This window comes from Pseudomonas sp. FEN, assembly GCF_904067045.1.
GTDB lineage: Bacteria > Pseudomonadota > Gammaproteobacteria > Pseudomonadales > Pseudomonadaceae > Aquipseudomonas.
In genome coordinates, this window is sequence record NZ_CAJFDC010000014.1 from 1 (window position 1) to 19,122 (window position 19,122).

The 19,122-nt window shown below is 56.0% G+C and carries 17 protein-coding genes; 6 read left to right on the top strand and 11 right to left on the bottom strand.

From position 1 onward, the window contains the following. Positions 1–286 precede the first annotated feature (286 nt). The 3 genes from PFEN_RS16485 to PFEN_RS16495 are packed head-to-tail and all read left to right on the top strand — an operon-like array spanning position 287 to position 1,931. The gene (locus PFEN_RS16485; RefSeq protein ID WP_191487890.1) at positions 287–532 is read left to right on the top strand and encodes an ATP-binding protein; all 246 of its coding nucleotides are present in this window, start codon (positions 287–289) and stop codon (positions 530–532) included. A 5-nt stretch (positions 533–537) separates the two neighbouring features. Continuing rightward, positions 538–978, top strand: coding sequence for a hypothetical protein (locus PFEN_RS16490; protein ID WP_191487891.1), 441 nt, complete (start codon positions 538–540; stop codon positions 976–978). Continuing rightward, entirely contained in the window at positions 921–1,931 is a 1,011-nt protein-coding gene (locus PFEN_RS16495; RefSeq protein WP_191487892.1) for a tetratricopeptide repeat protein, read from the top strand. Before PFEN_RS16490 ends, PFEN_RS16495 begins: the two co-directional genes overlap by 58 nt. Positions 1,932–2,102: 171 nt before the next feature. On the opposite strand, the gene PFEN_RS16500 is transcribed toward PFEN_RS16495, so the two are convergent. From PFEN_RS16500 to PFEN_RS16510, 3 genes are all read right to left on the bottom strand, one after another. Further along, a complete protein-coding gene (locus tag PFEN_RS16500; protein WP_191487893.1) occupies positions 2,103–2,954 on the bottom strand; it encodes a hypothetical protein in 852 nt (283 codons plus the stop codon). 284 nt (positions 2,955–3,238) lie between these two features. Then, positions 3,239–3,541, bottom strand: coding sequence for a hypothetical protein (locus tag PFEN_RS30655; protein WP_224770984.1), 303 nt, complete (start codon positions 3,539–3,541; stop codon positions 3,239–3,241). Positions 3,542–3,789: 248 nt separating this feature from the next. Continuing rightward, positions 3,790–4,806: a DNA-binding protein gene (locus PFEN_RS16510; RefSeq protein ID WP_191487894.1), complete on the bottom strand. Its 1,017-nt coding sequence runs from the start codon at positions 4,804–4,806 to the stop codon at positions 3,790–3,792. An 87-nt stretch (positions 4,807–4,893) separates the two neighbouring features. On the opposite strand from PFEN_RS16510, the gene PFEN_RS16515 reads away from it, so the two are divergent. Next, complete coding sequence (locus tag PFEN_RS16515) at positions 4,894–6,039, top strand: site-specific integrase (RefSeq protein WP_191487895.1); 1,146 nt, start codon at positions 4,894–4,896, stop codon at positions 6,037–6,039. A gap of 66 nt (positions 6,040–6,105) precedes the next feature. Here PFEN_RS16515 and PFEN_RS16520 read toward each other — a convergent pair whose 3' ends face one another. Beyond that, positions 6,106–6,876, bottom strand: coding sequence for a DUF6602 domain-containing protein (locus PFEN_RS16520; RefSeq protein WP_191487896.1), 771 nt, complete (start codon positions 6,874–6,876; stop codon positions 6,106–6,108). Between the two features lie 386 nt (positions 6,877–7,262). Between PFEN_RS16520 and PFEN_RS16525 the strand changes: the two genes are divergently transcribed. Then, a complete protein-coding gene (locus PFEN_RS16525; protein WP_224770985.1) occupies positions 7,263–8,003 on the top strand; it encodes a hypothetical protein in 741 nt (246 codons plus the stop codon). Between the two features lie 4 nt (positions 8,004–8,007). Further along, positions 8,008–8,841 carry an ATP F0F1 synthase synthase gene (locus PFEN_RS16530; protein ID WP_191487897.1) on the top strand — a complete coding sequence of 278 codons (834 nt, stop codon included), beginning with the start codon at positions 8,008–8,010 and terminating at the stop codon, positions 8,839–8,841. A gap of 219 nt (positions 8,842–9,060) precedes the next feature. On the opposite strand, the gene PFEN_RS16535 is transcribed toward PFEN_RS16530, so the two are convergent. The 7 genes from PFEN_RS16535 to PFEN_RS16565 form a co-directional block, all read right to left on the bottom strand. After that, positions 9,061–9,252 carry a hypothetical protein gene (locus PFEN_RS16535; RefSeq protein WP_191487898.1) on the bottom strand — a complete coding sequence of 64 codons (192 nt, stop codon included), beginning with the start codon at positions 9,250–9,252 and terminating at the stop codon, positions 9,061–9,063. A gap of 546 nt (positions 9,253–9,798) precedes the next feature. Beyond that, positions 9,799–10,935, bottom strand: coding sequence for a Wadjet anti-phage system protein JetD domain-containing protein (locus PFEN_RS16540; protein WP_191487899.1), 1,137 nt, complete (start codon positions 10,933–10,935; stop codon positions 9,799–9,801). Further along, complete coding sequence (locus tag PFEN_RS16545) at positions 10,928–11,395, bottom strand: hypothetical protein (protein WP_191487900.1); 468 nt, start codon at positions 11,393–11,395, stop codon at positions 10,928–10,930. Before PFEN_RS16545 ends, PFEN_RS16540 begins: the two co-directional genes overlap by 8 nt. A 182-nt stretch (positions 11,396–11,577) precedes the next feature. Then, on the bottom strand, positions 11,578–15,879 hold the full coding sequence (locus PFEN_RS16550; protein WP_191487901.1) for a hypothetical protein: 4,302 nt from the start codon (positions 15,877–15,879) through the stop codon (positions 11,578–11,580). Next, positions 15,863–16,654 (bottom strand): hypothetical protein, encoded by a 792-nt coding sequence (locus PFEN_RS16555; protein WP_191487902.1) that lies wholly within the window; start codon positions 16,652–16,654, stop codon positions 15,863–15,865. The genes PFEN_RS16550 and PFEN_RS16555 overlap by 17 nt, the downstream gene beginning before the upstream one ends. After that, positions 16,651–18,015 carry a hypothetical protein gene (locus PFEN_RS16560; protein ID WP_191487903.1) on the bottom strand — a complete coding sequence of 455 codons (1,365 nt, stop codon included), beginning with the start codon at positions 18,013–18,015 and terminating at the stop codon, positions 16,651–16,653. Before PFEN_RS16560 ends, PFEN_RS16555 begins: the two co-directional genes overlap by 4 nt. 9 nt (positions 18,016–18,024) lie before the next feature. Then, a complete protein-coding gene (locus PFEN_RS16565; RefSeq protein ID WP_191487904.1) occupies positions 18,025–18,879 on the bottom strand; it encodes a helix-turn-helix transcriptional regulator in 855 nt (284 codons plus the stop codon). Positions 18,880–19,122: the final 243 nt, after the last annotated feature.

Genomic DNA, 19,122 nt, shown 5'->3' on the forward strand with positions numbered 1-19,122 from the left:
GACCGTCGTCAAGGGAGACGACACACTGTTTTTCCCTCCCCTAGGCGATCGCCCTCTCGAACCTATCACCACCCTGCGACTTGCCAACGGCAACCCCATTTGCTACCGAAACTTGCGGCGGGCTTCTGCGGGTCGACTACAGGTGGATGCCCAAGTGCAGACGACGCTCCTTTCTCGCGGTGAGATCACGTACGAATAGAAAACGTACTGCTAGGTTTGCCGCAAACCGAGCACCCCTGAATATCAAGTTGCTGAACCGACATGGTCTGATACTTGGCGCCCGTTCGTGCACATCCCCGATCGCTTGGCATCGGAGAATGTGTTCACGGGTCGTGATACTGAAATTACTGCTCTGTGCGAATGGGCTGATGATCCGGACTCTCGAAAATGCATGGTTTGGGGCGACGGGGGTGTTGGCAAGACCACTATGGTCGTTGAGTTCCTGCATCGCTGGCTCGACGGCAAGACGAAAATTGAGTGGACGCCGGAAATCATCACCTTTTATACGGCCAAGAAACCCGATGGGGTCTGAGTGGCTTGGAGCAGATCTCAGTCCAGGAAATTGGTGTTGCGGACGTCGTGCTGGATGTGGCTCGCATGCTAACCACGCCCAAGCTTGATCGCTCTTGGTTCGAGAAAGAACCTAAAGAAGTGGTTCAAAAGCTCGCTACGCTCCAATCTGTACTGAGGGTTTCTCGGGACAACCATCTGATCATTCTCGATAACACCGAGACTATGGCCAACAGCGATGCTGACGTGAAGGCCTTGGCCGTTCAGATCAACGAGCTCACTCGAAGAGTCGGCCGGGTCATCCTAACCTCTCGCCGTAGGGAGTTGATTGAGGCTCTCCCGGTACAAACTGAAAATTGGAGTGACGAAGAGGGGGCGGAGTTCCTGCGCAAACGAGGTGCGACTCTTGGATGCACGGCTATTGCACAGGCAGGCCCTTCCACGCTCAAGCGGTATTCCGAGCGCTGATCAATAAGCCGATCGCTTTGGAGGTGTTTGTCCAGGCAGCTGCCACTCAGGGGGCAGGGCTCGAAGCAGCGTTCCAACGTGTTCAGAAGATGCAGCGCCAAGATCTGGGACAATTCCTCTATGACGATGCATGGGGGCGACTCACCTCAGATCTCAGACGTGTTCTCCTCCTGATGACCCGACTTGGGGACAACCATGACCAATACCTCTTCCAGCTGTGCTGTCAGCGTACGGGGGTGACTGTTGCCGCTGCAAGTGAAGCAATTGAGGAAAGCCGTGGCATCGGTAGCTTCTCTAGGATCGAGGGTGCCGCTCAGATCACCCTTAGCCCTGAGTTCTACAACTACTGCGTGGAACGTTACGAGGTAACTGACGGAAAGCGTGAGCCAACCGACGATGACGTCAACTGGGTCAAGCGTCGTTACCATGAGTTTTTGACCAGCACTGAGGCTAAGGTGTCCGACCGCGCAATCCAGGCATTTCGCACTCCGGCAGCCCGAGCCGCCTGGAAGAGCTATAGCGAAGGCAACTACAGCGACGCCTGCGACTACTATGAAACAGCCGTACTGGAAGACCCAGAGAACGGTTGGCTGTTTGACCGTTACGCCTACACCTTAATGCGCAAGCGTCGGCTACCTGCTGCACTAGAGCAGTCACGTAAAGCTACCCTCCTCCTGCCCGATGAAGCCGAGGTCTACTTCACCAGAGGTATGATCGAGAGCAGGATTGGTGATGAGGATAGCGCTCTTCAGCACCTAACGACGGCGGAAGAACTGGGTAAGCCTAAACACCTCTGTGAGCTTCAGAAGACCTACGCCTATATCAATACTGAACCACAGAACCTGATCAAGGCTCAGGAGTGTGTAGAGCGTGCACTTCGCTTAGCACCCAAAGATCGTTTTTATAGCCGCTTCATGGAGGAGGTCACTCGCCTGCAACGCCGCTGGCTTTGACTCGGCAGCGCAAGGAATTATGTCTTCAAATGAATAGGCCTCCCGAAGGAGGCCTTGACCTTGATAGTTCGAGCTGACCAAACTGGCGCTAGGTGTTGTGCCGCAATCGGTGCGGGACCAAGTCTGTACTCTTCATGACAAGCACTAGCTCAAGCGTAGCGCAGAATGTCTTTAGGTATTTTTAGCAGCGTCAAACTCAAGCAAGCTCCTACCGAGTATGAGGGCGTACCCCGTCAGCACATGTAATAGTTCTTCATGGCGGTTTAATGAAACTCGCACGGGGCTTGCGAGAAGCTGCTCTTCAACGAGTATAATTACTCCCTCGACAGTATCAGTCCCTATAAACCTACGTATCACTTCTTCGGCTGCTGGCCCACGAGCCTTATCGGTGAGCAAGCAAGAATTTTTGAGTATGGCTTCTACGAGCGCACCTGTATTCGAACAGCGCCCCGCTCGATGCACGATGATGTGTCTAAACTTTTCGATCATGAAAAGGTAGAATCGTAAATCCTTTGCCATTTTGTTGTTTTTTTCTGTTTCAGCAATAGCTGGGATTTTGGCCCTAAAATTCCTGATGATATCGGAACTTTTCTTCTTTAAGCGCTCCGTTGACAGCTGCCGTTGATGATCTTCTTTTATTCGAAGCTCTGAATGAACATTCGCGGCCAGTTCGTACACTTCTACCACGTAATCTTCGAAAGCCTCAAATGCATCCACCAATAAAAGCTGACAAATTTTATTTTGATGAATGTGGGCCTCACGGGCGCGTTCGGCTAGGGTATGTGACGTGCTACTATGTGGCTGAAGCCTTCCCGTGAATGGATTGTGGAACATGTATACGTTATAGCTTTTACCAAGAAGATCCTTTTTCTCCTGGCTAAACTCTGAAATCGCATCATGCTGAGTCTTTAGCTCAGCCACCACCTGATCTTTAACCTTGCTCGCCATCCGCTGATGCATTTGCAAAAAAGAGAACTTGTTCAGGAGGGCCTTGAAAAGCTCGTCGAATTCATATGCATCCATGGTTTAAACCTTACAAGTTTTTAGAGTTGATTTACAGTAACCTGCCGCTGCGCACCTAAGCAACATTCAGGTGCGGTATGAATCCGTCTCAATATCTTTCAATTCACTATTGCACCTAACAAAATAATGGCTCACGAAAAACACATAACCAGTGGCGCCGTGGTGGGCTGACTAAGAAATTTGCTAACCCCCTCAAAAGTCCACACTCCTACCGGTCAAATCGCTTGCAGTACAAGAGTATTGTGAACGCTAAAAATGCTCTGAGAAAAAACTTATGCGTCGACTTAATCCACGTCACCTTCAGGCACCAACGGATAGTTGTAAATTACGGTGCTGGCCAGCTGCTTTGCCAAGGCAGCTTTTGGCGAGCTTTTCTTCCAGCGACTGGCCAGTTCCTCCGGGCAGAGCTGTGCGAAGCCTGCAACTTGCAAGGTTCGGAACGCCCAAGCTTCTGCTCTCAGCAGGAAAGCTACTGCCCACGCAAAGATGAGCAATCCTATGCAGCCCAACCACCTACTCGATTTGTCGCTCCAAAGCGTGGGCAGCAGAGAAACTAAAACGGGTATCAGCGCCGTGATCGCGGCCAAGTAAACTCCTGCTTTGGCACAGGTGTTGCGACTGTCCATCCGTCATCCAAAAACGGTTGGCCGATTAGCCCTCGCGCCTGACAATCGAGTTACACCTTGAGCGTGCACAGGGCCGCCGCCCTGGCCATCGCCGGATCCACGGTTACATCGCGCAAGTCTTGCGGCCGTTCGCCAGCCATCGCTGTTTCCCTCACTCCCCCTCCTCCTGCCTGGTCCACGCGGCACTGCGTCGACCTAGTGCTGTTTCCTCAGCTGGTTTTCGGCGCGGCTTTGCGCGGCAACCGAGGGCGCTCTGCCGCTGTCGCACTGCGGCTAGGGGGAGCCAACTGCTGGCTCAGGGTCTCCGCCCGTGCCTGTGCGGCCGCCGCTTGCTCACGGGAGTTGGCCAGCTCGGCCTGTGCGCTCTGCAACTGCTGCTGCAGGCCTTGTAGCCGTTCGGTCGTGCCCACATCCGCCTGACGAGCCTGATCAAGCTGGCCGAGCAGGACTTGTGTTTGTGCCTGCGCGGTGGCGCGCTGTTCGCGCGCCTCGGCCAGGCCAGTCTGGCTGGCCAGCAACGCCTGTTGCAAATTCTGTAGGCGGCCATTCGCCTCCTTGAGCTGGGCGGTCACGGCTTTGCTTTCCTCGCGGGTGCGATCAATCTCGCGGTACGCCCGATCCTCCACTTCGCGGGTGTAGCGTTGCTGCTCAAGCCGCGTTTGCTCTGCCTGTTGCTGGCTTTCCAGCAGTTGCTGGCGCAACTCGGCCAACTGCTGGCGCTCCTCATCTCGCAGGCCGAGCAGCTCCTCACGCCGCTGGCGCAGGTCATCGATCTGTGCCAAGCGCTGGACCAGCAATTGCTCCAGGTCGGCCAGCCGGGTGTCGGCCATCTGCCGCGCGGTCAGCGCCTCGGCGGTCTGCTGGCGGGCTTGGGCCGCTTCCAAGCGCACCCGCGCTTCCAATGCGGCCAGTTCCTCGCGCTCTTCATCCAGCACCTGCTGCTGCCCCGCTAGTGACTGCTCAACCACGCCTTGGGCCAGCGTGGTGGCCTGCTGCCAGATGGCGACAAAGGCTTGCGCTACTTCCGCCGGCAACCCGGGTAGCCGGGTTTCGCCGCGCAGGCGCCCGGCCAGCTGTTCCCACCACTGATCGAGCAAGGTGCCAACCCGCGCCGGACTGCCGCGGCCCAGTTCCAGACGCACCCGCTCCACCGTCGGCCGTTCGCCGCGCGCCAGAACCGCATCCGCAGCGGCAAACACCTCGTTTTCTGGAACTCCTACCGCCACGGGCTACCTCCGGATATATTAGGTCTGATAATGAAAGATTATCCGACCTTATCAAATCAAAACTTAATTAATAATACGTTGAACGTAATGAATAATACAGGTGCGTTGCAGCCCTCGATTGACACGCCACTGTTACTGCACGAACTGGCCGACAGTACCCGTGCCGCCGCCGAGTCCTTCATCGCCGCCGGCACGGCCGCCAATACCGTGCGCAGCTACCAGAGCGCCCTCACCTACTGGTCCGCCTGGCTGCGCCTGCGTTACCAGCGCACGCTCGGCGACAACCCCCTGCCGCCGGAGGTCGCCGTGCAGTTCATCGTCGATCACCTCGCCCGCCCGGCAACCGGCGGCTGGAGCCACCTGCTGCCCGCAGACCTCGATGCTGCCCTGGTCTCAGCAGGGGTCAAGGGCAAGCTGGGACCCCTGGCGTTCAGTACGGTCAGCCATCGCCTCGCCGTCCTGGCCAAGTGGCATCGTTTGAAGCAATGGGACAATCCGACCGAAACGGCGGCGGTGAAGATATTATTGCGTGAAGCGCGCAAGGCCCAAGTTCGCCAGGGGGTAGCACAGCGCAAGAAAACTGCCGTGGTCCTGGAGCCATTGCAGGCGATGCTCGCCACCTGCACCGACGGCGTACGCGGCGTGCGCGATCGTGCACTGTTGCTACTGGCCTGGAGTGGTGGCGGTCGACGCCGCTCAGAAGTAATTGGCCTGCAAGTCGAAGACCTGCGTCGCCTGGATGCCGAGACCTGGCTCTATACGCTCGGGGCGACCAAGACCGACACCGGCGGCGTACGCCGCGACAAGCCACTGCAAGGGCCGGCGGCGCAAGCCCTGGCCGACTGGCTCGCTGTGGCCCCAGCCAGCAGCGGCCCGCTGTTTCGCCGCCTGTACCGAGGTGGCCGGGTCGCACCGCACGGTCTGTCCGGCGACCAGGTCGCGCGGATAGTCAAACGCCGCGCGGCGAAGGCAGGTCTGGACGGGGATTGGGCAGCGCACAGTCTGCGCTCAGGCTTCGTCACCGAGGCAGGACGCCAGGGCGTGCCGCTCGGTGAGGTGATGGCAATGACCGAGCACCGCAGTGTGAGCACGGTGATGGGCTACTTCCAGGCGGGCGCCCTGCTTGACAGTCGGGCCAGTAAACTCCTAGGACCGACACCGGGCGCGAGCGAACCCGCTCCAGAACAAGCAGCCGGGTCAAGGGGGCGAGCGCCTTCTGCGCCTCAACCATGACGACCGGGGAACACTCATGCGGTTACGCGACTGATCGATGCAGGCAAGTGCAGCGCCTACCTGAGGTTACATGGGGAACAAGTCGATGGCGAAAATGGTTTTGCTGGGAGTGCTGTTGTGATAGGACACTCGCGGCACCAACACACCCGCGGGCAAGCTACTGCTCAGGTGACGTTCGACGCAGGCATACACCGAAAGGAAGAACCGCTCCAGCGCGTTGATCGCGGTACCTTCGTGATCCTCGTAGAAATACGAAAGATAGCCCATGGCGTCGCGGTCATGGATAACCGTGCCTCTTTGCAAATGGTAGGAATGGTCTAGGCCGGTGATTTCGTCCGGGAGGAACTGGAAAGTATCGTGATCGAACTCCTGATAGCTGCCTGGGTGCCGAAATGAGTGAAAGTGCCTGCTGACAGTCCCCAACGTCGGAGCGTTGAACATGAACAAGTATGTCTTCGCCTCCAGTCGCAGGCTCTGAAAACTCTGGAAATAGCGAATCACCTCATGAAATCCGGCCCGGTTGATCGAGGTTTTTACTTCGATAATGGCAATCACCGCCTCTGCCGGCACCACAACCACCCCTTCTACTCGATAGAACGGGGCATACCGGTGCGAGTCGTAAATCAGAATATCGCACTGCCTGGATAAACCGCCCGCGCTGTCGATGATGAAGCCCTGCTCCACACTGACCGCCCCCGGTAGGTGGTCTTTGAGGAACTGGCGAAGCACCGCTTCGGCCAGTGCGCCAGTGGTCGGGTTGTGCCGGGTGATGTACACCTTGGCCTGGGCGATCTTGCTGTACAGTTCCTGACTCGCATGATCAAAGTAGTGACTCATGCCTCCTCCCTTTAAAGGTAAGCCGCAAAGCTGATGGCTGCCGCTGGCCAAGCCTCATCGATTGTCAGCATGGCTCACCATCTCGACAAGGCGCCGCCGCGCTGGCAGTTGAGCACCCGCAGCGATTCATCCTGCGGCGCCAACGCAGTGGTTTCCAAAAAATTACGCGGGACTCAAAGATCGAAGATCCGCGAACTGCCCCCCCATCAGACGTCAGCGCTGGCACCGGTCACTCGCCAATTTTTCAGAGCGCTGAAATTAACACGGCGTTGCTCTTTCGGCATCGAGCGAGCATTCCAAAGGTGAACCAGGTCGTTGTGCTGCATGTGAGTAATGCCCACCACCAGTAGTGGACGCTCGGCAGCACCTCAGTGCCAGAGATAGCGGTGTTCGCCGAAAACCGTATGGCCTCTCGCAAGACCGGCGGGCTTATTAGCAGCCCTATCGCACTTGGTGACGTATTCGTTATGGACGTGGAGCATGGCTATTTGATACCGTCCAAAACCCTATCTCGCAACTGTTGGCATCCACAGTCGACGTCACGCACCGGAGACACCATGGAATGGCCGAAATTCGACCTCAACGTTCCTTTCCGGTTGTTATTGACCTTCAATGCGACGTCTCTTCTGGTGATCGTGTTTTTGGTTCAGAAGGGTTACGTGCTGGGGTATTTTTTTCCTGAGCATGCCCTTGTTGTTGTTGCTCTTCCCAATTTCGTGTCGTACGCCCTCTATTTCTGCGCCCCCGTATTGCTCACTGGATTAAGCTTGGTGCTCAGTTCATCGCTGGGCAAAGATGAATTCAAGCCAGGCCAAGTTGATTCTATTGATCATGCCAACAACAGTTTTTTGCCGAGTTACCTCGGTTATTTCTTCGTGGCACTCAGCGTTCCGAATTGGGAAGCTCTGTTTTTTGTATACGGCGTTCTATTTGTTTTTACCTACCGGTCGCAAGCACTGTATTTTAACCCGCTATTTTTATTATACGGCTACGAATTCTACAACATCACCACCACAGCGCGCGCGTCAATTTTCCTGATTTCACGAACAAGGTATAAGTTGCCGACTGACGTCGTGATCGAAAAGGCTAACCGAATCAATGACTATACGTTCATAGAAAAAGGCTGAGCATATGGATTATGTACTGGTAAAGATTAAAAAACTCAGAAAAAAACCATTCTTCAAGTTAATTTCTGACTACACGCTTTTCGACGACTTGGGTATCGATCCCGCCGCTTGCGTGAACTACAATCCTGATCACAATCTGGACGAGGATTCCTGGTTCAAAGTTGAGCATTTCTCCGCGCAAGCGTTTTGTGTCGAGATGGTGAAAGGCGACTTTGACGCCAAGGAATATGACGACTTGGCCAAACGGCTGTTCAATGACATCTCCTACATTGTGGCCAGCCAAGGGGAAGACTTCTACTTTCAGAAAGTCACGCCTTCACTGTTTATCAAGCGTAAGACCGTGGTATTCGGCGAGGTTGCGGAGATTGAGGAATCCCAGAGTCGCTTAGTGATAAATGCCCAGCCGGATGCCATCTACCTCAGAGCTTCTGACACCCTCATCTTCAGAAATCTGGCCACCATTTCCAGCATTTTCCCTGGGATTGATGAACTGTACAAAGAGGCGACGCAGGAAGAAGTTGAGCAGTTTCTTGAAAAGCCCTTTATTGCCCTATCCAACGATTTTGCGGCGGAAAAGGTTTCCAAACCGAATCGCAAGCGTATTGCCTTAGCGATGGCGACGTTAGAGGCGTTACCCGAACAAGACAAAGCAGGAATGCTGACCTACATTGATGGCTACTGCGGTCAGCAACTCGTCTTTGACGCCAACAGTGGCCGGTTCGAGATCTCGACGGACAATGAACTCAAGCTCCTGATTTATGGCATAGAACAACGGTTCTATACCACTCAATTCGGTCAAGAGAAGCGACTGGCCAACTCAGTTCAAGCCCTTGGCTGATGGGGCCGAGACGATGCAATTAGCCGATCAGGCGACACTGAGATCCTCCGTTTTTTTGCAATACTCTTGCCTAAAGGAGAGTCGACACTGAGGAGAAACTCGAAACGGATTCTCAGCCTGACGGCAGCCGCCCGTCAAAGCGGATTGAGAACGAATAGGCATAGCCGACGAATGTACCGATGCCAAGCGCCAAAAGACCGCGAGGCATCTGGTACCAGATCACTCCTTGATAGCGGCCTGATCCCGAATCGCGGACGCTAGCTCCCTGAGGGCATGCACTATCCGTGAGCGCTCGCGCGGATCCTGCGCAGCTACGCTCTCGGCCAACCGTTCGGGCTGCTCCAGCAAGCGCTCCAGCGCATCCAAGTCATTAGCATTAAGCTCCAGCTCAATCAATAATTTGCGCGTCATAACACCCCCTAATGAAAAGTCACAAGTTCCTACTCCGCGGCGTCCCGGCCGGCGACACCCAGTATGCAGGATACGCTCGGTTTGCGTAGCCTAACGATCGAGCAGGTAGTGGAAGTGGGCACGCAGAGGAGCACACCAGCACTCTGAGCGCTGCTGGAGCCAAGCCAGATAACTAAGGACTCGCACCGCATCGCATAACATCCCCCTCCAAAGATACTCAATCTGCCAATCATGTCGTTCACGCTTACAGAGATGCCAGATATGTGCGCACTACGGCAACTTCAGAAATAAGCCGAGCAAGGCAAACATGGCCATCTGGGAGCGACGTTCGAGCTGAGCATCGCTGTTGATGGCGTGCACGGCATCATCCATCCCGATGTCCGTCGGTTGGACGCCGACACCTGGCTCTACGCCTTGAGGGCAGGTGTGTGAGTATCGTCAGCCTTGTGCAGAAGATATAGCCGCTGCCATAGCATCGTAGATAACACCATGATCAAAGCGTGGCTCTCAATTGTCCGTCATATGGCAGCCGCACACGCTACCACATCAAGAGGTGCTGTTAGGCTCATTCTGGGGGGGAGCCAGGCTGAGCGGCTTGCCGGCCAGCCGTGCGATGTCATTTGCGCTGACGAACTCCTGATCAACAGCAAAGTGTTCGCAAAGGTGCAGCAATCCCTGAACGTCGCTCCGAGCTGTCTGAACGATCATCCGCCCCTGTCCATCCTTGCACACGGCTGAGACGTAAGGATGCCTGGAACCGTCATGCCGGATCGCTTCCATCATCGGTTCATAGAGGGCCGACAAAGTCATGTCCGGAACCTTGGAAGCAAGACGGCAGAATATCTGCATGCCTGCCATGTCCAAGTCACCCCAAAACTGGATTCGCTGATGCCGCAAGATGTCGCGCAAGGTCGGCACTTCTCCGCCAGCGGAGCGGCTGAGGACACGCGCCTGCCCCACCTCGACAGCCCCCGCAAGCTGATTGCCGTAGTCATTCGCCGAGGCACTCAGACCGAACCCGAAAGTGCAGACGAAAAGACAATGACGAGCTGCCACCGAGTCCACGGCCGCCTCGAAAGACACTGGGTTCTCTACAAGCACGACCGCAGTGGGTGCCTCCAAATTTCCGCCTACCACCACATAGACCGGGCGAGGCAAGAATCGGTCGATCTCGATACCGAAACTGTATAGAGCCTTCCAATCGAGGCTGGATAGCAGCTTCGACGACCCCATGAGATACATCGCACTGACACTGAACACTTGCTCGCCAAAGTGCTGCGCTTGGTTTTCTCGCAGGCGAATAAGCCCGTCCAGCAGCGACGCCATGTTTCTTGAGGAGAACGCCTCCATTGCGCTGCCGATTGCCTGTAGTGCGAGTTTGTCTCGTTCTGGGAGGGTTGAGTCAGCCAAGACGGCACGCCATGCCTCGACATGCGAAGGCACTTCCTGGTCAGGCCGCACTACGGCTAGGAAGCCGCTGATAGGCTCTCCGTGTTGTCCGGCGGCGTAATCGATAAGTTGCTCGCCCCGAAGCTGGATAAGCGCCTTGCGTAACGCTACCGGATCGTTCAATACATCGGTTCGCAATTTGTCGAGAATGCCGCTGCAGCGCAGCTTGCCGGTAGCGCTTCCCTTCGACTTCCTGCAAAGCCACGCGTAGACGCGCTCGTGAAGCTCAGGCACGAGGGCAATCCTCACCAGTATTGCTTTCCCGGAATGCACTCGTGTAGGTGATCATCCCGTTGTCGTCTTGCCATGGCTCGACGGTGACGAACCGACGCCGCACACCTCCTTTGACGCCCACCTTCTTCTTACCGACCAGATGAATCGGGAAGATGTTCTGGTTGTTGACGTAGTGCGGGTTGTGGATAAGGCCGATCAACTGGAAATTCTCATCGACATCCTTGAGTCCCTGGAAGGCGTGATCGATGTAGTCCTCGTTGCTGAGATTCGAGAACAAGCCGTCAAAGAACATGATGCGCTGAGCGCTCTTGAGCGCCGCCTTCTGTTGCTTACGACTACCGTACATAAGCGCCGCGCGCGTCAGAGAATACTCGGCCTGTTTGATGAGCCACATCATCATCAATGCCGTGCGCTGGCCGGTAGAAAGTCCGCCGCCCTCGCCGCTGAGAGGCGATTTCATGCCATCCCATATGGCAGCATGCGTAAAATGGACGCGCTCCTTGGAGAAGATGTTCGCGTATATCTGCTTGTGAATCTCCGCTTTGTACGACTTGTTGCGACGCTCGATATCCTTGTTGAGCGCGACCGGGTTACGATCGCGGGCAGCTTGCTCCCGGTCCTGAATTTCGATGATGAGGGACTCTATGATGCGGCGGATCGTCTCTTCGTCCGCAACGTCTGCTTCGACAAAAAACGAGCGTTTGGCGTGCGCGCCATCACGTCACCAAGGATCTTGAGATTAATTTCCGCCTGCCGTGCGAACCGGACAAGGCTGTCGACAGTCGCCGCCTTATTGGTTTCCATCGTCTCTCGCATTCTCGTCAACTTATCGACGTACTCATCGATGGTCGCTCGAATCTTTTCACGGATATGGTGAATCGCACTCAACTGCGCGAGCGTCGTCGCCTCGGCGATTCGCTCAATCTCGGGGAGTTGTAATCCCTTGATGTGACCAGCACGGGCTTGTTCGCAGAAGCGATTGCGTTCATCGGCAAAGGCGTTTTGTGCCGCCGTCCGTGCTTGGCGGCGTTGAGTGAGTAGCCGAGTGTCGATTTCCAGGGACTTGATCGCTTCCCGCAGGTTGGCGATGGCAGCCTTTGTCTCCACCGAAGTCGACGGCAGCTTCCCAATGCACCCGTTCCGTAACACCTCGGCGTCGGCGAGGATGTCTGGGTGCGCCTTCGCTTCCATAGCGACCCGTGTACGAACGTCATCCGAGAACGTTACGATCTTCCCGTATTGCTCGCGGATTTCCACAATGGCGTCGTGAAGGTCGTAGAGGAACGGCTCCAGGGCAGACAAGCGGCCGTTGAGATCGTTTATGGACTGTTCCGCAGTGTTACGCTGCTCCGTGAAGATGTCCCGCTTCCCTTTGGCTTCTGCGATCCGGTCAGCAAGTGCCAAGCCTTCGGCCTTCGAGGCCTCGATGTAGCGATGGGCACGCTCGAAGTCGATGTCCTGAAGTCGGGCAATAGACGTACTCACGGCGCTTTGCAAGGTCTTGGATTGTTCCTCGGCTTCGCTCATGAAGTGTGCGGCCCCGTCTTCCTCAAACGCTATCGAAGTTTCGAGATCGCGCTTGTCGAGGTGGAACGTCTGATCAAAGCTATTTAGGGCCGCCGCTGCTGAACGTTGATTTTCCGCCAGCTTGCCCTCAATCTCGCTCCGCAATACCTCCAGCTTCCTGAAGAGGTCAGCGGTCATGGACTCAAGTTGTTCAACATCTGCTTTCGCCCGCACCAGGGCGCCCTCTCCACCAGAGCGGAAGAAGTCCTTGGCGGCGATTAGTGCACGCGTGGCGTCCTCCTCGACCAGCCGCTGGAGCCGTTGAATCTCGCGTTTGAGGCGGGCCAACCCACTCTCTTCGTGAGGGATAGTTTGGGCGACCAACTCTTGCCACAACGTCTCGCCGCCGAGCGTTTGGTACTCCTTCGCTGCTGCAATGGTGTCCATTGCGTCGACCTTCCGTTGCTGTTGCGGCAACTGCTTGGAAAGCTCATCAAGGTTCTGCTTTGCCTCTGCATATTTCGTATCCGAGTCCTTCCGAACGGCATCGCGCGCTCTGAGGATAATCGCTACTGCTTCGGATGCCGGATCGATACTGGCAAGCCATGCAGCGGCCTCAGCGTCACGCGACTCAAGGCTCTTTTCTTCCGCCACGAGCCGCTCCTTCTCCTCGACTATGAGAGTTGGATTCAGCAGGATCTTGACCTGCCGCGTCGAGCGGCCAGCGAGGAAGGTGTGAGTGACTTGTCCCGTCACCTCGTAGCTACCGGCTTCGACGAATTGACGCAGTGGCCCGGCCAGAAAGACCGGAACAGTCAGTTTCGCCTTTTCCAAAACCTCGGTGGCTTTGTCCGCATCTTCTGCGGACTGCACGACCGGTGCAGAAAGTGCTGCGGAGAACAGCGATAGGACTGCCTCCCGACGATCCCCAGGCGCCGCCATCGCCAAGGCGTGCAGTCGCGTGAAGGAAACTCCCGCCTTCGCTAGCGCGTCCAGTGCAGCCGAGTAGACTCGCCCGTCAGCAATCGCATAGGCATCAAGTTCTTTTCGTTCCGCACCAATCTCTTCAAGGCGTCTCTTGATCGCGACGCGCTCTCCAAGTAATTCGCCACGCTGACGCTCAATGGCTTCGAGGCGCTGTTCGGGAGTCTCCTCGCCGTGGGTATCGCGGAACTGCAACAACGCCTCAACGTAAGGTTGGTGCTCGGACAGAATTGTCTCTTCCGTCGCGATCTTACCCTTCAAGTTGATCAAGTCTTTGATCGGATTGAGTGCGCCTGGAGCGGCCTCGCCGAAGACCTCATGGAAAACCTTCACCTTGGGCTTTAGGTTATCCAGCTTGTCACGAGTCTCGATGGCTGCGCGCAGTCGCTCGGTCGTACCATGAAGCTGTCCGTTCGTTGTTTCGAGGTTGCTCTGAGGGTTCTGCAGTAGGGGATCGACATCTCCGAACAGTTCGCGAAAAACAGGAAGCGCTGCCGCCAGCTCGCTCAAGCGCTGATGCGCGGCGATTGCGGCACTGAGTTGCTCTGCCGCTGCTTCGTGCCGAGGGCGGAGTTCATCTCGCTGCCGGCAAGCTTGATCCATTTCATCCTTTGCCGCCTCGACAGCCGCAACCGCTTCGGTATGTCGGTCGACAATGATCGACAGCGCCTCCGACAACGGGCAATCCCGGTACTTGGCAGTTACCGCTTGCCAAATCTCATACTTGCCAGTCAGCGACGCCACGCGGTCACTATGGTCGGAGAGCGCCTCACGATCCAAGTTAAGCTGCTTGTCCCCCCATTCTTTGGCCACCCTCGGCTGGTTCTTGTGCTCCGGTGGGAATAAGTCTGCCCGCGCAGCGAACGTCTCATATGCTACTTGGTTCTCTTCTGCCTCCCGGAACTCTGCGATGAGGTTCTCGTACTCGGATGACCATTGTTTGACGCCTGCATCTGCAGTCTTGTGGGAGCTGGATGCCTTTTCAAGTTGGGCAGAAAGCTCGCGCTGAGTTCTGCGATACGGGTTCGTATCGATGATGTCAATCACGATCCCAAAGGCGCGAGTTAGGAGATCAGTAAGGTTGCTAGGGTCACCAGTCGGCAGAAGAGCTTTGGCACCCGTGAGCGTATAGCCGTTGACAGCATGCTTCCGGTGTTGCCCGCGCTTGGACTCTTTAAGATCACAAGAAAATTCAATGACTTGCGAACTTTCTGCGGGTGCATCTGACTCTCGCGATCGAATGCTGGACTCTTTAAGATCACAAGAAATTTCAATAACTTGCGAGCCGACGACTGACGGAGTCACCTGGACCCGTTGCGCTTGCTGATTTAGTCTTCCCGTCTCTATGCCAAAGAGATTTGCGAGCCCGTAATCGGTGATCAGAACTCCGGCCCGTTTGTCGATCACCAGGCTGGCAATCACCGCGCTGAGCTTGCTGTCCTTTCTCCATGACGCATCGTGAGGGATTACCGGTATTCCCGGTATCGGATCTCGTGCCGAGAGCACATGCACCACCGCTGCGTCCCGGACCACTCCAGACAATTCATCCTCGTAAGCCACGTTGGCTTCGAGAACATCCCGCGCCTTGGCTTCGACCGGCTCGAACTTGTCGAGCGCTGCTTCCGCGTCGTTCAGTTCATACTGACGCAGGTTGATGTTGACCAGGGCGTCAGCAGTCGGCTTCAAGGTCTTGTAAAGCGTGTCTTCGAAGTGTTCCTCGTCTTCGTCGCCCTCAGTGCCCATCGATTGGCGGAGAAGCTCTGGGGCGACAAACTGACGAAAGAACGCGGCGTCGTAGGATTCACCGCTTTCAGGCTCCACCTTGTTGATCATCGCAGAGTAGTCGCCAGCCCCCTCCAACTGGAACTCCACGTTCTTCTTGACGACTTCGATGTTGGTGAACTGACGTATCTCTTCCAGCCAATCCTTCTGATTCCGCCATTTGTCCCATCGCGCCCCCTGTATGCGCTCGACGGAACGCCTGAAGGTTTCGTTGCCGATGAGTCGAAGTTTGTCAGGCTCCTGAACGAAACAAGGAGCGTCAGAAAGCAGCCCTAGATAATGATAGAAATAAGGATCCTTGCCACGGCTCCAGGCGAGACCGATCACGTAGGTCACCCCCGGAATCTCACTAGGATCGACAGTGATCAAGTCGCGCTGAAGAATATCTTCGTCATGCGGCTTCTCGACGAACTCCATGCGGATATGGGTCCAACCGTGCTCTGGCGGTGCAATGCGATCCGCTACCTTGGCCTTGAGCCGAGCATCCCGGCTCAGAAGGAATAGCGAGGACTCAGTAAGACTGGTCTTTCCGCCGCCGTTGTCGATTTGTAAGGCAGACGACCGGCCAAAGAGGCGGAAGGTCTCACCGCGATAAAGCGGCACCCATTCACGCCCTTCGGTGTAGCCGTCGCTTAAAAAGTTGGCTACCTGAATGCTAGTGATTGTTGCCATGAGCGACCTCCTCGACTTCCTCGATCAGCACAGCGGACGCTGCGTCAAACGGCAACAACGCCGGCAGCAACGGGACAAGCTGCCGGTCATAGTTCATCTTCATCTCGAATGCGAAGAGGAGCGACTGGCGGTAAACATCCTCTTCAAGGCGCTCCAGCAAGCTGGCGTCCTGCATGATCTCGAGAAAGGCCGAGCACAGTTGCGTGATCGTGCCCTCCTTCGTGGAAGTAAGGGCGTCATAGATGGCCGTCGTCTTCAAGGACGCCGGATCCATTTTGAGAACCGAGTCGTTGATGTAGTTCTTCACCGCATCGGTGAACACGAGGCGATTGAAGGCCGTGTCAACCCAATCTTGCATCGCTCCGGGACTACGGTTCTTCTTCGTGTAGAGGAGGTCGAGAAGGACGAACCAGAGTTGCGTGAACCAGATCTTGATCTCGGTGTCCGAAACCTTGTAGCGCCCGAGTTGCTTCATGCGCGAAATCAATCGCTCGGTGCCAAAGAAAGGTGGATTCGTATCCGGCTTGCGCGCAAGCACGAAGGTCATTGCGCCGGCAGGTATACCAGCCACGTCGAACTCACGGAATGACTGGAGCACAAGGCCCTGTCCGTCGAGAATCTCTTCAAGCAGGGTTCGCATCTGAGGATCGGCATCCCGCAAGATCGTGGCGACCTCGCGCTCCTCGCGTGAGATGTTCCGTCGTGCCGCCTTCGTCTCAGCAATGCGGTGCTTGAGCAGGAAGGCTTGGACGCGGCCAAGTTCCGAGTTATTCACGCATTGCTCCTTATTGCCAATTCAAGGTCACAGAACAGGAAGTCGCCGCCATTGACCTGCTTGGTCACCAAAGTCGGCGACACCCGGATTTCGAGCGGATCTTTGATAGGAAGGGTATCCGGCGCCACGAACACGCCGACCAGATCGCCCACCGAGGGCTTCCCATCCAGAAGGAACCAGCCGCGATCAATAGCCTCTGAGAGGCGCAGCGGTGACTTCTTCAAAAATGTGGCGATCTCTTCTCCGTGTCGTGCGATGAACAGAACCTTGCCCAACTGGGACACCGACTCCACCGTCTCATCGGAGAACTCCATAGCATTTGCCTCAGGCATCCCCTGGCGAATGGGGACCGCGTGCCAGCCATCGAGAACCGAGTGAAATGGAGCCTCAAGAGTTGTCGCGCCCCATTGGCGCATGAAGTGCGCTTCTTGTACTTGACTGAAGGGCGCCTGCACGAGTTCGCGCGCCAAATCAAGGAATGATGGAGGCGGCACTGCAATACGCTTGTTCTGGGCGGCGGCCTGTACCAATTCAGATACGCGCCGGTTGAAGATGATCAGGACTTGCCGTACCCGAAGGAGGTGGGCTCGTACGCTCTCGAAGGTGATGTCCGCGTCGCTACGCTCCAGCCATTCGGAGAAGTCGTCGGCTGTCGACTTCTTGTCTACCTCTTCTTCGGCCTTACGGACGATATCGATCGTCTCGTTGATGACTCGGCAGTATTGGTCGAACCGGCCGACGTATTTTTCGGCTGTCTCCGTCTTCCCGACCTTTTCTAACGCAGAAAGGATGTCGAGGATCTCGTTGCGAAGCTGGCCGACGATCTCATCAGAAAACGTACCGACTTTCTGGAAGTCGCGGAATTCGACAGCGTGAAGAAGGTTGTAAGCATCACCTCGGATGTAGGTGGCGTCCCGAGCGGCATTCACTAGAACCGAAAGCATCCGCCCAGTCGGTGATAGGCGGTACTCGTCCGCGTAATCGGTCTTGTCGACGATGGCGGTCTTCCGCCTCTCAGAGTGCCGCGCCGCTTCAAGTGCCCCTGGCGCCCGCTCCAAGTAATAAAGCTCAGTCGGGCGACGGAGAACATTGAGAACGTAAGCCACATCACTGGCGGCGAGGCCAGGTATTGACAGACTGACGTGACGAAAAATCGCTGCGAACGGCATGTACTCTTGATGGGCGGTTTCATCTTGAGCTTTGAGGCATTGGATGACTAGTGCCGCAATATCAAGATAAACACCATCGGTTTTCCCCGGGCGCGACTCACGCGTAAATGCTGGGGACTCGCCATATCCACGATCGGAATCGTGGAGGTCGAGTAAACGCACTGTTGCAGAGAGTAAGGGGATGTAGTCCACGTCAGCTTCTCATATGGGAAACAGCCACGGTTTGACTTCCGTTACGTTCGTGACCGCCAATTGGTAGTCGGGCGGACGCTGCTTCGTTACATCTACGGCTGCTCGTATGTCTTGAATGAAGTACCCGATCAGCGCGCCGCGGCATGTGACAATGCGAGCCGACGTGTTAGCGAAATACTCAAATCTGATGACCTCTCCTTGCTCGCGACTGAGATCGGGGTGCGCGATCAAGCAAACTGGAACGTGCACGTTCCACGCAGCGTCATCTTCCTCGGAACGTTCTGCGCGCAACCCTGTAGGCATCACATCCACCACCCGGCCAAGGGAGTAGTCCCGGAAATCATCGCGCGTCGAGCAATAGGCACGTACATGCCAACGTCGCCCGGCACGAACCAGGTGATGGGGAGTAATGGTGCGCTGATGCGGCGCTGGGTCCTTCATTGATCGATAGGTGATCTGGACGGTCGCATGGTTTCGAATTGCATGCGATAAGGCGGCAAAAATACTTGGTTCTGGCGTCGTCAGATCGGGGAACGCAGCGCAAACTGGACCGTCGACGACCGCCCCGCCAGTCACATAAGGCAGCCCCACCAGGCTGAGGTATTTCGCTAGAGACTCAGCACAATCACGAGTGTCCGACCTTGCGTGCGCGTAGACTGCGCTCGTTGCATGGTAGCTACGTGACTTGGTGTTCCATTCCACCCATAGGGGATGCGCATCGCGGAATTCCTGGATTAGTTGGCTTGCTCGAATATCTCCAAGGCCGAGCAGGCTCGCTATCCGGCTCCGGTTTAGGAAACCTTCCCATAGCAGCAGCAATTCAAGAATAGATTGACGCTGTTGTGCTGAATCCACTCTGCCCATGCTGCTCTCCGACGGACGTATAAAAATCTATACCATACAATCTATTGATCGCATAATAGATTTTACATTCATGCGTCGCGTCGCCCTGGCAAGCCAACGCCCTGTCTTACTTGCAGCAGCCCCCCCCCCGCTCAACCAACGCCATCATCAGTTCAGTACATATGGCAAAGCTGAGCGCGATGAAAGATAAGCTAATGAATTAAGCGCTCGGGACACTAGGTCACCCCTATGCCCTGCTCATTC

Coding starts and splice junctions, on each gene's coding strand:
- PFEN_RS16495 (WP_191487892.1), top strand. CDS start 921: ATGCACGGCTATTGCACAGGCAGGCCCTTCCACGCTCAAGCGGTATTC.
- PFEN_RS16500 (WP_191487893.1), bottom strand. CDS start 2,954: ATGGATGCATATGAATTCGACGAGCTTTTCAAGGCCCTCCTGAACAAG.
- PFEN_RS16515 (WP_191487895.1), top strand. CDS start 4,894: ATGAATAATACAGGTGCGTTGCAGCCCTCGATTGACACGCCACTGTTA.
- PFEN_RS16520 (WP_191487896.1), bottom strand. CDS start 6,876: ATGAGTCACTACTTTGATCATGCGAGTCAGGAACTGTACAGCAAGATC.
- PFEN_RS16530 (WP_191487897.1), top strand. CDS start 8,008: ATGGATTATGTACTGGTAAAGATTAAAAAACTCAGAAAAAAACCATTC.
- PFEN_RS16535 (WP_191487898.1), bottom strand. CDS start 9,252: ATGACGCGCAAATTATTGATTGAGCTGGAGCTTAATGCTAATGACTTG.
- PFEN_RS16545 (WP_191487900.1), bottom strand. CDS start 11,395: ATGAAATCGCCTCTCAGCGGCGAGGGCGGCGGACTTTCTACCGGCCAG.
- PFEN_RS16550 (WP_191487901.1), bottom strand. CDS start 15,879: ATGGCAACAATCACTAGCATTCAGGTAGCCAACTTTTTAAGCGACGGC.
- PFEN_RS16565 (WP_191487904.1), bottom strand. CDS start 18,879: ATGGGCAGAGTGGATTCAGCACAACAGCGTCAATCTATTCTTGAATTG.